General features: G+C 54.2%; 13 protein-coding genes. 2 read left to right on the forward strand and 11 right to left on the reverse strand.

Annotated elements, in window-relative coordinates; genetic code table 11:
• Positions 1-227: 227 nt before the first annotated feature.
• The 4 genes from D3H35_RS23790 to pth all read right to left on the reverse strand — a co-directional run bounded on the left by D3H35_RS23790 (position 228) and on the right by pth (position 5,886).
• The gene (locus D3H35_RS23790) at positions 228-1,316 is read right to left on the reverse strand and encodes a peptidylprolyl isomerase (RefSeq protein WP_119151645.1); all 1,089 of its coding nucleotides are present in this window, start codon (positions 1,314-1,316) and stop codon (positions 228-230) included.
• On the reverse strand, positions 1,303-4,827 hold the full coding sequence (gene mfd, locus D3H35_RS23795; RefSeq protein WP_119151646.1) for a transcription-repair coupling factor: 3,525 nt from the start codon (positions 4,825-4,827) through the stop codon (positions 1,303-1,305). The genes D3H35_RS23790 and mfd overlap by 14 nt, the downstream gene beginning before the upstream one ends.
• 166 nt (positions 4,828-4,993) lie before the next feature.
• Positions 4,994-5,224 (reverse strand): anti-sigma-F factor Fin family protein, encoded by a 231-nt coding sequence (locus D3H35_RS23800; RefSeq protein WP_119151647.1) that lies wholly within the window; start codon positions 5,222-5,224, stop codon positions 4,994-4,996.
• 89 nt (positions 5,225-5,313) lie between these two features.
• Positions 5,314-5,886 carry an aminoacyl-tRNA hydrolase gene (pth, locus tag D3H35_RS23805; protein WP_119151648.1) on the reverse strand — a complete coding sequence of 191 codons (573 nt, stop codon included), beginning with the start codon at positions 5,884-5,886 and terminating at the stop codon, positions 5,314-5,316.
• Positions 5,887-6,008: 122 nt separating this feature from the next.
• Between pth and D3H35_RS23810 the strand changes: the two genes are divergently transcribed.
• The gene (locus D3H35_RS23810; protein WP_199728591.1) at positions 6,009-6,203 is read left to right on the forward strand and encodes a hypothetical protein; all 195 of its coding nucleotides are present in this window, start codon (positions 6,009-6,011) and stop codon (positions 6,201-6,203) included.
• Positions 6,204-6,352: 149 nt separating this feature from the next.
• Here D3H35_RS23810 and D3H35_RS23815 read toward each other — a convergent pair whose 3' ends face one another.
• Complete coding sequence (locus D3H35_RS23815) at positions 6,353-6,823, reverse strand: HPP family protein (RefSeq protein ID WP_119151650.1); 471 nt, start codon at positions 6,821-6,823, stop codon at positions 6,353-6,355.
• A 160-nt stretch (positions 6,824-6,983) separates the two neighbouring features.
• Between D3H35_RS23815 and D3H35_RS23820 the strand changes: the two genes are divergently transcribed.
• Positions 6,984-7,751, forward strand: coding sequence for a Cof-type HAD-IIB family hydrolase (locus D3H35_RS23820; RefSeq protein WP_119151651.1), 768 nt, complete (start codon positions 6,984-6,986; stop codon positions 7,749-7,751).
• Positions 7,752-8,418: 667 nt separating this feature from the next.
• Here D3H35_RS23820 and D3H35_RS23830 read toward each other — a convergent pair.
• The 6 genes from D3H35_RS23830 to purR all read right to left on the reverse strand — a co-directional run bounded on the left by D3H35_RS23830 (position 8,419) and on the right by purR (position 13,290).
• The gene (locus tag D3H35_RS23830; RefSeq protein ID WP_119151653.1) at positions 8,419-9,063 is read right to left on the reverse strand and encodes a 50S ribosomal protein L25; all 645 of its coding nucleotides are present in this window, start codon (positions 9,061-9,063) and stop codon (positions 8,419-8,421) included.
• A 60-nt stretch (positions 9,064-9,123) separates the two neighbouring features.
• Positions 9,124-10,086, reverse strand: coding sequence for a ribose-phosphate diphosphokinase (locus tag D3H35_RS23835; RefSeq protein WP_119151654.1), 963 nt, complete (start codon positions 10,084-10,086; stop codon positions 9,124-9,126).
• A gap of 27 nt (positions 10,087-10,113) precedes the next feature.
• Positions 10,114-11,520: a bifunctional UDP-N-acetylglucosamine diphosphorylase/glucosamine-1-phosphate N-acetyltransferase GlmU gene (gene glmU / locus D3H35_RS23840; protein WP_119151655.1), complete on the reverse strand. Its 1,407-nt coding sequence runs from the start codon at positions 11,518-11,520 to the stop codon at positions 10,114-10,116.
• A 111-nt stretch (positions 11,521-11,631) separates the two neighbouring features.
• Positions 11,632-11,916, reverse strand: a complete 285-nt coding sequence (gene spoVG / locus D3H35_RS23845) for a septation regulator SpoVG (RefSeq protein ID WP_119151656.1) — start codon at positions 11,914-11,916, stop codon at positions 11,632-11,634.
• A 109-nt stretch (positions 11,917-12,025) separates the two neighbouring features.
• Positions 12,026-12,424 carry a RidA family protein gene (locus D3H35_RS23850; protein ID WP_119151657.1) on the reverse strand — a complete coding sequence of 133 codons (399 nt, stop codon included), beginning with the start codon at positions 12,422-12,424 and terminating at the stop codon, positions 12,026-12,028.
• Between the two features lie 35 nt (positions 12,425-12,459).
• Complete coding sequence (purR, locus tag D3H35_RS23855) at positions 12,460-13,290, reverse strand: pur operon repressor (protein WP_119151658.1); 831 nt, start codon at positions 13,288-13,290, stop codon at positions 12,460-12,462.
• Positions 13,291-13,347 lie beyond the last annotated feature (57 nt).

Below are 13,347 nucleotides of genomic sequence, written 5' to 3' on the forward strand. Positions count from 1 at the left end.
GCGATATTTGCGGGATCAGTTCGGTGACGTGGCCCGGGTAGGTAATCTAGCGTTACTAATCCGGACAATTCGGAGGCATGATGCTGAGTTAGGCAGCCGGGCGTTACTTAGCGGCACGATTCGGCGGCATGGGACGGGGTTAAGTAGTCGGGCGTTAGTTAATGGTGCTCCGCGAAAAAAAGCCGTTCTCGAAATGAATCGAGAACGGCCTTTTTGACATTAAGTTATTATTTGGCCGCCGACGGCGATGCCGAAGGGGACGCTGGTGCCGATGCCGATGGAGAAGCGGAAGGAGACGCTGTTTCTTCGGCAGGCAGCGTAACTTTAATTTCCAGCTTCTCTTGTTCCTTCTGAATGAAATCCGACATCTTAGGCGAGATAAGAGTTTGGACGATGGCGTCCTTGTCGGTTTGGGACAGCTTGTCATATGCGGTCGGCTCGCGGCTCTCGACCTTCATAACGTGATAGCCGTAATCGGTTTTGACCGGATCGCCGATTTTGCCGATTTCCTGCTTATTGGCAGCGTCCTTGAATTCGGCTACCCATTCTTTTGCTTGTTTTTTCTCATACAGGCCGCCTGTTTCCTTAGAGCCTGTATCGTCGGAATACTCCTTCGCGAGCGCAGTCCAATCGCCGCCTTTGTCAAGCTTGTCCTTGACTTCCTTGGCGATTTTCAGCGCCTCCTCATCCGTATGCTTAGCCTCGCCTGTCGCCGGGTCGGAGGTCGCGATCAGAATGTGACGCACGGTAACGATATTATAATCGGCGGACGTTTTATCGAACTCCGCTTTGATTTCTTCGTCTTTGACCGCTTTGATGAACTCGTCTTGCTTCGTCTTCATTACCGCGCTGGCGTCGGAAACGATCTTGGCGATTTGGACCAGCTCGTCAACGGTGATCTTTTTCTCATCCAACTGTTTCTTCAGATCTTCTTGCGTCTTCAAAGCATCTTCCAACTGCGATTTGAACGTGTCGATCTGCGCCTTGCTCTCTTTGAGCTGAGCGTCCGTCGCTTGTGCGGCGAATGCCTTTTGAGAAATGTACTGCTGAACGAATTGCTCCTTGAATTGAGGGATGGACAAATACATCGCGGTTTGCGGATCGGTGATCGCTACGAAATCCGCGTACTTGTTGAATTCTCCCTCGGTCAGTTTTCCGCCGTCTTTGTAAGTGGCGATAACCGTACCTTCTCCTTCTCCCGGAAGGCTCGTTCCTTTTTCCTTTTTGCCGCAGCCGGCCAGTAGGGCGGCAAGCAGTACCGTCGCCATCACGATCATAGCCAGTCGGCGATACGGTCTGCGATTAAGGTGCAACATCTTGTAGTTCTCCCTTCGATTTTAGGACTTCCTTGTATTGTACCAGAAACTCTTCCACCAGCGCGAGTGTAGCGTTTTCATCAAGCCCCCGCGACCGTAGTCGAACGTTCAATTGCTGGGCGGAAACGGTGCAAGTCAGCCGCCCTTGGAACTTGCTCTCCATGTCCTTCAGCTTCGAAGCCTCAACGTCGATTGCCCGACCGTCCTCGAATTTCAGCTGCGTATCGTCGGCGCGGCGGACGATGGACTCGACCCCGTAACGCCGTCCGTACACTTTGAGGCGTCCGACGGCGAGCAGATTAAGAACCGCTTTCGGCGGATCGCCGAACCGGTCGGTGAGCTCCTCGAACAAATCAGCGATATCCTCCATCGAAGACGCTGCAGCCACTTTTTTGTAAATTTCGATTTTCTGAATGCTGTCATAGATGTACTCGGGCGGAAGATAGGCGTCCACGCCCAAATCAAGCTGAGTGTTGACCGCGCGCGGAGGAATGTCGGCCTTGCCGAACCATTCGAGCTTGCGCTTCTGAACCTCGTCTGCCAGCATCTGCGAGTACAGGTCGAAGCCGACGGAAGCGATGAACCCGTGCTGTTCCGCTCCGAGCAAGTTGCCGGCTCCGCGAATAGACAAGTCCCGCATCGCAATCTTGAAGCCCGAGCCTAGCTCCGTGAACTCCTTGATCGATTGGAGCCGCTTCTCGGCCACTTCGGTCAGCACTTTGTCCCGCTGATAAGTGAAGTATGCGTAAGCTATTCGATTGGATCGGCCAACCCGCCCCCGCAATTGATAGAGCTGCGACAGGCCCATTTTATCCGCATCGTGAACGATTAACGTGTTGACGTTAGGAATATCCACGCCGGTCTCGATAATGCTCGTACTGACGAGCACGTCATACTCCCCGTCTAGAAAGTCGAGAATGGTGCGCTCAAGCTCTTGCTCGGACATCTGCCCGTGGCCGACGGCTACGCGAGCTTCCGGGCACAAAGCGCTGATCTGCTCCGCCATCTGATAAATTCCTTGTACGCGATTGAATAAATAGTACACTTGACCGTCCCGGGCAAGCTCGCGTTCGATCGCTTCCCGCATCAGCGTCGGGCTGTGTTCGACAACATACGTCTGCACCGGGAACCGATTTTCCGGCGGTGTCTCAATGACGGATAAATCGCGTACGCCGAGCATCGACATATGAAGAGTTCGGGGAATCGGCGTTGCAGTCAAGGTGAGCACGTCCACGTTTGTTTTCAGCCTTTTCAGCTTCTCTTTGTGGGACACGCCGAACCGCTGCTCCTCGTCCACGATGAGCAGACCCAAATCCTTGAACACAACATCCTGCGACAACAGACGGTGCGTTCCGATAATAACGTCTACGGTTCCCGCCTTCAGTCCTTTGAGCGCATCGGTCTGCTCCTTGCGGGAACGGAACCGGCTCAGCACCCGGATGTTGAAAGGATAGCCGGAAAAGCGTTCCCGGAACGTCTCGTAATGCTGCTGGGCAAGAATCGTCGTCGGCACGAGAACGGCAACCTGCTTGCCCTCGATAGCAGCCTTGAACGCTGCGCGAACGGCCACCTCCGTCTTTCCGTAGCCGACGTCGCCGCATAGGAGCCGATCCATCGGGCGCGGCGTCTGCATATCCGCCTTGATTTCCCGAATGGCGCGAAGCTGATCGGCCGTCTCGTCGTAGGGAAACATCTCTTCGAATTCGTTCTGATACGGTGTATCCTCGCCGAAGCCGAAGCCGCTCGTCGCTTGCCGCTCCGCGTACAGCTTGATCAGATCGTCGGCGATATCCTTGACGGACGACTGCACCTTCGATTTGACGCGGTTCCAGTCCGCCCCGCCGAGCTTGCTGACCTTCGGCTCCTTCTCCTCAGAGCCGACGTACTTCTGGATCAGATCGAACTGCTCCACCGGCACGGAAAGGCGATCGCCCCCCGAATATACGATGTGCAGATAGTCTTTGTGAATGCCGGCGACTTCAAGCGTGCCTATTCCGAGGTATTTGCCGATACCATGATTTTGGTGAACGACGTAATCGCCCACCTTGAGCTCCGTATAGCTCTTGATCCGCTCGGCGTTATCCAGATGGCGGTCGACGCGACGCGCCTTGCGCTGCTTTTGGGTGAACATCTCGCCTTCCGTAATAACGACGAGCTTTACGGACGGCAGCTCAAAGCCGCTTTGCAGGTTGCCTTGCAAAATTTCGGGAGACTCGATCTGGTAGTCTTCCAGCACGCGCCTCATCCGATCGGCCCGTTCGGCATTGCCGGCCAGCATCAGAATGCGGGAGCCGCTCTTGCGCCACCGCTCCATCTCCGCCTTGAGCACGTTCATTTGTCCATGAAAGCTCTGCATCGCGCGGCAGACGAAATTGACGATATTTTGCGGCTGCGTATGGGGAACCTGGCGAACGAAGAGCGACAAATAGATGGTCTGAAATCCTTTGGGATACAACGCCTGCTCGGCGGGAACGGCAAGCACGAAGCCGGGCAGCGACTTGCCCTGCGACAGCAGATGAGTCGACCATTCAACCTCGTCCCGCTCCAGCTGGCGCGCCGTCTCCGCAAGCCGATTCGGCTCGTCCATGAACAATACCGTATCTTTCGGCATGTAGTCGATCAACGTCTGGCGTTCCGGATAGAGCAGTGAAATATATTTGTAGATTTCGGAAAAATAGACATTTTGACGCAAAAGATCGACTTCCCGGGAAATTTCGGACCGGAGCCGATCCTTCGCTTGTTTATCCGACATCTTCTCAAGCTGCTTCTCCAACAAGTCGCTCGCGTGCTGCGCGGCGTTCTTGAAGCGGCGGTCGTTCGCGATCCACTCCCGGCAAGGACGCACCGTATACGCCTCCAACTTGTCTACCGAACGCTGGTCGGCCGGATCGAATGTGCGAATGGAATCGATCTCGTCATCGAACCATTCCACGCGATACGCAACCGGGGATGCGAGCGGAAAAAAATCGACAATGCCGCCCCGGACGCTCAAATGCCCTTTTTGCTCGACGCGATCCACGCGCTCATAACCCATCTCGATCATCGTGCGAAGGAAACCGTCCATCGGACGAGTATCCCCAACCTTCAGATCTAGACGGGCTTCTGCCATCGTATGACGGTCGGGCTGGAACCGTCGAACACCGGCGAAAGGCACGATGACGACACCACGGAACCCTTCCGCGAGCTTCAGCAGCACTTCGAGACGTTGAGCCGAGGTTTCCGGACTCGAGATGGCGGTTTCGGCGGCGATCAGCTCATTGGCCGGATACAGCAGCACCTCTTCGGTAGACAGGCACTCTTGCAAGTCTTCCGCCATCTTCTGCGCGGCGAACATGTTGTGGGTAAGGATAAGCATTGGACGCTGCAGTTCCCGGTAAAAGGACGCAAGCATGACCTGGCGGGCGGAGCCGGACAAGCCGGCAACCAGCTGTTCCCGCATGCCGCCCCGCACGCCGGTCATTACACTGACCAGTTCGGGATCCGTGACGAACGATTGGATAAGCGGCTTCATGACGTTTCCCCTTTTGCGTCCTCAATAGGACGACATTCCATTTATGCAAGACGTTCCGATAGGCGCCGGCGCAAAAACCGAACCATTCGGAATCATAAAAAAGCCCCGGCACGAGCCAAGGCCTCTTGTTTCACGAGAGTGCGCGATGGGGATAAAAAGCGACGGTCTATTGCAGCGGATTCGAGAGAAGCGACAGCTCCGGGTAAGAATCCAACGTCTGGCTGCAATACTCGCAAATAACATTAATCGTGACATCCCCATTGGAATTATACGCTATTATACGCTTTCGCTCCGCAGGGGTCAAGAAATGCAAACCGAGCCGATATTCGGGTACTTCCGAGTTCTCGAACCGGCCAAGCGGCGTCCGGCAATGTCGGCACACGTAATCGACGGCCATAGGATGTGTATGCCTCCCGAAGGTGGATTATTCGGCCTTAACGGCCGCATTTCCTTCAGTATGTCCGGATACGAGCGGTTTTATTGCTCTTATTCTCCTGTTCGTCCATTAAACTTTGCCATCGCTTGCTCGAATGGGTGCTGCAGAGCGAACTCGATCGCATCGCACGCTTCCTCGACCATTCGGCTTACATCCTGCTGTTCGGCTTTGGCGAACGTCGAAAGCACGTAATCGGAAATAACCATTCCCGTCTTGGGACGAGACACTCCCAGTCGAACCCGATTGAACGTCTGCGTACCCGTATGCTGAATGATCGACTTGATCCCGTTATGGCCGCCCGCGCTTCCTTGATAGCGCAGACGGATTCGGCCAACCTCGGTATCGAGATCGTCATAGACGACGATGGCGTCCTCCAGCTTCACCTTGAAGAAGTCCATGTAGGCGCGAAGCGACTCGCCGGACAAATTCATATACGTCATCGGCTTCAATAGCCCCACCTTGACTCCTTGTACGCGGGCTTCCCCGATCAATCCTTTACATTTATTTTGACCCACCTGAACGCCCCACCTTCGAGCCAGTTCGTCGATAACGAACCATCCCGCGTTATGCCGCGTTTTTTCGTAAGCGGCGCCCGGATTTCCCAATCCGACAATCCATCTCATGACTGCAATCCCCTTCGACAGTATTTTTTGTAAAAAAATCTCGGATGCCATGCAACGAATCGAACCCGACAAATGTCATACCCAATAGAAAACAAAAACGGAAAGAAGGTGAAATGATGTACATGAACGGCCAAATGATATTCGACGATAATCACTTCATGGACCATATGGTGTCCGAAGTGCCGATTCAAGTGTATTGCGGTCGAATGCACAGCGACGTCGGTTTCATCGAATATTATGGCAAAGAATTCGTGAAGGTCAACAATATATTCTACAGCCGGAAGCAGTTCACCTTTGTGTCCAGACCGGGCTATTGAGAGAACCCCCGCTGCTAGAATCCGTTCCGCGAACAAAGCCTTCCTCGGCGAAACCCTCCCTTTCGCCGGCGAGGGCTTTGTTCTTTTAAAGGCAAAACAACCCGGCCGTCGTATCGCACTCGCGGCTCGGGTTGCAGTTAGTTGTCGCGTTATTCGGCTTCCGTGGCAATGGGGCGGCGCAGCGTCGGCGCTTCCCGCCACTTGCTCTCGATAAGATGGGCGCAAGCGAGCACGAGAATGAGACCGAGAAGAGAAAGGCTGACCGATGCGGGAATTAACCAGACGTTCGTCTGCGGTACGAAGAAAGGGACAATCGATACGGCCAAAATCGGCGGCGCGTTCCAGTGGAACCGCTTGATAAGCCATGCGACGATCAGTACGTTGGCGAACAAGCTGATGGCGCTAGGGTATAGCTGATGAAGCCAAGAGCCGATGATCGAGGAGATTGTCGCCCCGATCAGAATGCGTCCGACATCTCTGGCATCGAATGTACGCGACGCGAACAGAAAGCAGAAGGCACCAAGTGTCGGATAGAAAAGAGCATGCAGCGCCGGTTCCTGCGAGGACAACCAATAAATAAAAACAATATACAAGCCAATGAGCACGAATTTGTAGTTCATAACTTTACATATCCACCGCTTTTAATATTTAGTTAGTATTCCTAAAATAAATTGTATAACTCCCCTCCTTCTTGGTCAATAGCCAACAAATGACTAGTCAACCCGCTGCGGAATCGGTATGATGGGAAAAACCTTGCGCACAGACAGGAGACAGGAAGGCATGACTTACAAGATTGCTTTTTTCGACATCGACGGCACGCTGGTGAATGAAGAAAAACAAATTCCGGACGACACCGTTGCAGCCATTCGAGAACTGCAGCAAAGCGGCGTCACGGCAGTCATCGCAACGGGCCGAGCCCCCTACTTCTTTCGGCCGATCGCCGAGCAGCTCGGCATCGATTCCTTCGTTAGCCTGAACGGCGGGTATGTCGTCTACAAAGGCGAGCCCATCTACCGATATTCGATTCCTCGGGACCGAATGGAAGATTTAGTCGCCCAAGCGTCGAAAAACAATCACTCTCTCGTATTCGAGGGCGAAGAAGCTTATTTCGCCAATACCGATTCGCACCCTCATATGATCTCTTCGGTCTCTTCCCTTCGAGTCGAGCTTCCGGGATTCGATCCCGACTACTGGCAGAAGGCGGATGTCTATCAGGCATTCCTGCATTGCGAAGTCCACGAGGAGCACTTATACGACTTCCCCGGCCTTCGCATGGTCCGGTGGCATTCTTCGGCTATGGACGTTCTTCCCAACGACGGCTCCAAGGCTCGGGGCATTCTGGAGCTTCTGAAGCGCCTTAATTTGACCCCCGAAGAAGCTGTTGCGTTCGGAGACGGCCTGAACGACAAAGAAATGCTCTCTTGCGTAGGTCTCGGTATCGCGATGGGCAACTCGCATCCCGATCTGCTTCCGTTCGCCGATTATGTGACCAAGTCCGTAGACGAAGGCGGAATCCGCAGCGGACTTCAGCACGCCGGCCTTCTCTAGCCCAACAATCGGGCAAAATCAGACTTCAGAAGTTCCCCACAAAAGCAAAACGCCTTCGGTGCTCTAGACGTCGAAGGCGTTTTGCTTCGGTATCGGTTGGATATAAGGGGTTGAAAGCTTATCCTTTCCGTTATTTCAAGAAAATCCGCGTCTCTTTCGCCCCTGATGTCTGACGGGCAGTTGATTAACTGTAATAGATACAACTATCCACCCTGTAGATCCACGCCGCTGGAATTGAACTGTAAAAGTAACCGTTATTTTTTGTCATTTCCGAGCTTGACGCTAAAAACGCCCTACATACATGTATATCTTTTGCAGATAATATTTTAGAAGTACCGCTCTATCATCAAAATAAAGGTATGTTTTACAGTTGAACGTCGGGCCAGATGCGGATCGTCGGTCATTCGGCTTTAGGCGGTCACGCGCACCTTCAAGAAAAGCCGGCTCCAAGCACCTCTCCTATGTCGGATGGCTTTTTTGAAAAAGTGACTTTGAGTTGCTAAAATGTCCTTGACATAGTACGCCCGTATCCCAAGCAAACCGGCATCGGCGCCCGCCCTCTGGACGTCAAAGAAACTTTGCGTCGGTATCGGATGGGTATTCGAAAAAAAGGCTATTCCCGCGCCCATACGCCGGGAATAGCCTTTTTTGCCGCGCTGCCTGCCCCTTAATCCTTCTCGACAGCAACCGCAGCCTTGCGATGGTTCTCGTTTTCCTCTTCCTCGTCATCCAGTGCGTCCAGCTCATCCGCGGTCCGCTCTTTCTGAGGCGCGAGCACGGAGACGACGACGGCTTCCGCATCCGCTACAGCTTGTACGCTGTCAGGCAGCTTCAAGTCGGCTATCGTCAGATTGTCGCCTAATTGCAGCCCCGAGACATCGACATGAATAACATCGGGAAAATCCTTCGGGTAACATTCGACTTCCAGCTCGTGCATGACGAATTGCAGCATGCCGCCCTCCTGCTCGCCAGGAGACTTGCCCGAAGCGTCCAGCCGAACCGGCGCTTTGATCTTCCGATTCATATCGATTTGATGGAAGTCAATATGAAGAACCTTATGGCTCATCGGGTCGCGCTGAACGTCCGTCATCATAACCGGTTGATTGCCAAGCCCCGGTACATTCATATCCACTACCGCATGCGGATGGCTTCTAAGAATGGCCAGCAGCTCCTTGGCTTCCACAGCGATCGCTGTCGGCTTCGCGATTCCGGCACCGTAGATGACGCCCGGAACTTTGCCCGATTCCCGAACGCCTCTCAATTGTCCGCTCGTTTTCGTATCCCGAAGCTCGGCTTGCAGCACTTGATTCATGGGTGAACCACCCCTCCAGTCCAAAAGGTATACCCTATTGTTACCCGAGGGGCATTCCGGCTAAACATGAGGCTCGAACAGTTTGCTTATGGACTTCTGCTCATGAATGCGGACGATGGCTTCGCCGATGAGCGAGGCGACCGACAGCACCCGAATTTTGCCTGTAGATTGCAGTATCGACGGATTCAGCGGAATGGTGTCTGTCACGACGATTTCTTTAAGAGGGGAGGCTTCAAGCCGTTCAATGGCGGGTCCGGACAAGACGGGATGCGTGCAGCATGCGTACAGCTCTTTCGCTCCCGCTTCTTGAAGAGCCTTGGCCGCAAGCGCGATCGTTCCCGCCGTGTCGATAATATCGTCGATCAGAATGGCCGATTTGCCCGCCACGTCGCCGATAATGTTCATAACCTCCACCACGTTCGGTTCCGGCCTGCGCTTATCGATGATCGCAAGCGGCGCCTGCAGCGTGTCGGCTAATCTTCGCGCTCTCACGACGCCCCCATGATCGGGAGATACGACGACGGGTGACGAAATGTTCTTGCTGCCGAAGTAGTCGCCGAGAATTGGAACCCCTAGCAGATGATCGACCGGAATATCAAAAAAGCCCTGAATCTGCATCGCATGCAGATCCATGGCTATAACGCGGTGAGCCCCCGCGGTCTCGATCAGATTGGCGACGAGCTTCGCCGTAATCGGATCGCGCGAACGAGCTTTCCTGTCCTGACGAGCGTAACCGTAGTAAGGGATGACAACGTTGATCGTCTTTGCCGAAGCTCGCTTGAGAGCATCGACCATCACGAGAAGCTCCATCAAATTCTCGTTGACGGGCGCGCACGTAGACTGCACGACGAACACATCGCTGCCGCGCACGCTGTCGTCCAGGCGGACGTGAATCTCCCCATCGCTGAACCGATTCATCTGGGCAGCGCCTACCCGAACGCCGATATAGCGGGCGATCGCTTCCGCAAGCTGAGGATTGGAGCTGCCCGCGAACAGCTTTAAGCTCGAGTCGGGGTACGCCATCGTTTGTTCCCGCCTTCCTTCGCAAGATCAGGAATTGTTTTTCGTTTCTCGCTCTTTCTTGGCTTTGGCGCGTGCGCGAATCTTATCCGCATAACCCGTCTTGTTGACTTGCCGTTCGCGCGCGATCGCCACGTCATTATCCGGAACGTCGTGCGTAATCGTCGATCCGGCGACGACATAAGCGCCGCTGCCGACTTTGACCGGAGCAATCAGGTTCGAGTTGCTGCCTATGAACACGTTGTCGCCAATTTCCGTCTTTGATTTATTATACCCGTCGTAGTTAGCCGTAATCGCGCCGCAGCCGATATTGACGTTCGTTCCGACAATAGCGTCTCCGACATAGCTAAGATGCGGCACTTTGCTGTGCTCCCCGATAACGGCATTCTTGATCTCGACGAAATCTCCGATCTTGACATGCCGCCCCAGCTTCGTGCCCGGACGCAAATAAGCGAAAGGACCGACGCTGCAGTCGTCCCCAACTTCGGCGCTTTCCACGACGGTCTGACGAATCGTCGTCCCGCTGCCGACCTTCGCGTCCAGCAGGTCGGCGGAAGGGCCGATTACGCAATCGCTGCCGATAGTCGTAAGCCCGCGCAGCACCGACCCCGGATAGACGACCGTATCCGCTCCGATAACCACTTCAGCTTCAATGTACGTACTATCCGGGTCGATGATCGTCACGCCGTTTACTTGATGCCGAGTATTAATGCGTTTGCGCATAAGCTTCTCGGCTTCGCCCAATGCGATCCGGTCGTTGACCCCGATCGCTTCCGACGGGTCGGTCGCGAGAGAAGCGGCGATCCGCTCGCCTTGCCGCTGCAGAATGCCGATAACGTCCGTCAAGTAATATTCGCCTTGCGCATTGCTGTTCGTCACTTCGGCCAATGCCTGGAACAGCTTCCGGTTATCGAAGCAGTACGTTCCGGTATTAATTTCGCGAATTGCGTCTTCCTCCGAGGAACAGTCTTTCTGCTCGACGATTCGAAGCACGCCGCCGTCATCTCCCCGAACGATACGTCCGTAGCCGGCCGGAACGGCCAACTCCGCCGTCAGCACCGTAGCCGCAGCCTGATCTTTGGCGTGCAGGGCAAGCATCTCCTCGATCGTCGCGGTGGAAACCAGGGGAGTGTCTCCGCAAATAACGATCGTAACTCCTTCTTCGTCTCCCAGAAGCCGTTCCGCTTGCCGGACGGCGTGCCCCGTTCCCAACTGCTCCGCCTGAATAGCGTACTCCACCGATTCTCCCAGAGTCGCCTGCACGGCTTCCGCGCCGTGTCCGACGATAACGACCGCTCTCTCGCAAGATGCCGCACGCACCGTGTCGAGCACATGGCTGACCATCGGTTTGCCGCAAACCGGGTGCAGCACTTTATATAATTTGGACTTCATTCGCTTGCCTTGTCCGGCAGCGAGTACAATGGCCATCGTCTTCATAAACCTATAAAAACCCCTTTCCGCACAGGTCTTCAACCTCTACAGAATCATAGCTTATTCACTGGAAAATGAAAAGAGAGCCGCACAGGGCCCTCTTCTCCGCAATCATTATTATGCCCCTTCGACCATGACATCTTCTTCCTGCGCTGCCCGCTCGTATTCAGCCAGAACAGCAGCTTGAATCTTTTCCCGGGTACCGGAAGAAATCGGGTGAGCAATGTCCCGGAACTCTCCGTCCGGAGTACGCTTGCTCGGCATTGCCACGAACATCCCATTGTTTCCGTCGATGACCCGTATGTCATGTACGACGAACTCATTGTCAATGGTGATCGAGGCGATCGCTTTCATGCGCCCCTCCGAATTGACGCGGCGGAGTCTCACATCTGTAATTTGCACTTGTGCTCACCACCTTTTGCCTTCTAGAAGACTTGGTGTAATATTCCACACAAGCAACCGAAATCCTTCTTTTATCTGGTAAAAACCGCCTGAGATTAGAAGAATATTTTTAGTTTTTGGGACTTTCGACAGGGATCGCCGCAATCAGTTCAATTTCGACAAAAACATCCCTCGGCAGGCGCGCCACCTCTACAGTCGATCGTGCCGGCGTATGGTCTCCGAAGTAAGATGCGTATATCGTATTGAACTCGGCGAACTGGTTCATGTCCTTCAAGAACACCGTCGTCTTGACGACATCGGAGAACCCGGCTCCCTCTGCCGACAGAACGGCTTTCAAGTTAGCTAGCACCTGATGAGTCTGCTCGGCGATTCCTCCGGCTGCGAGCTCTCCGGCTGCGGTAAGCGGGATTTGGCCCGACGTGAACAAGAGGTCGCCGATACGAACCGCTTGCGCATAAGGACCAATGGCCGCAGGAGCGGAGGGGGTGGATATGATTTTTAGAGACATGGGTAATGCGCCTCCCGAATAGTGGTTTGGGTTCGTTATTGGTTATGAAAAAAATTGCCCGGCTGTACGGTAATATGGCGAGATTTCAAATCTACCTCAGTCAACCGCGCAAGCGAAACGTAGTCGTGCAACAGCCGCTCGTCGCTCTCGATCTCCCCGGACTCGACGAATACGCCGACTCCCGCCACGAGTGCCCGGAATTCATGCAGCAGGTCGACCATCCCTTGGATCGTTCCTCCCGCTTTCATGAAGTCGTCAATGATGAGCACTCGGGATTCTTCCTTCAAAGCGCGGCGCGCCAGAGACATCGTCTGAATCCGCTTGGTGGAACCGGATACATAATTGATGCTCACAGCAGAGCCTTCCGTTACTTTGTGATCCCTGCGCACGATGACGACCGGCAAATTCAAATAGTGAGCCGTAGCATGAGCAAGCGGAATCCCCTTCGTCTCTACCGTCATGATAACGTCGATATTGCGATTGGCGAACGCGGACGCGAACATGCGGCCGACTTCCTGCATCATGCCCGGAACTCCGAGCAGATCGGTCATATACAAGTAACCGCCGGGCAGCAGTCGATCCGGCTGCTCCAGTTCGCGGCAGATGTCAACGATCTTACCCAGCGCGATATCCTTGCGGACCTTCGGAACGAACCGAACGCCGCCCGCCGCTCCCGCAAGCGTATGCAGCTCTCCAACGCCCTCGTCCTCGAACACTTCTTTGATGATTGCCAAATCCTCGCTAATAGACGACTTCGCCGATTGATATCGCTCGGCGAAAGCTGTAAGAGAAATTAACGTATGGGGACGGGACAACAAATATTGTGTCATTTCCACGAGGCGCGCGCTACGTTTTAACTTCTTCACGATTCCTCTCTCCCGTCAAAACCCGAATATTTTATCGACATCATACCATTTTTATAC

The sequence above is a fragment of the Cohnella faecalis genome (assembly GCF_003570905.1).
Lineage (GTDB): Bacteria > Bacillota > Bacilli > Paenibacillales > Paenibacillaceae > Cohnella > Cohnella faecalis.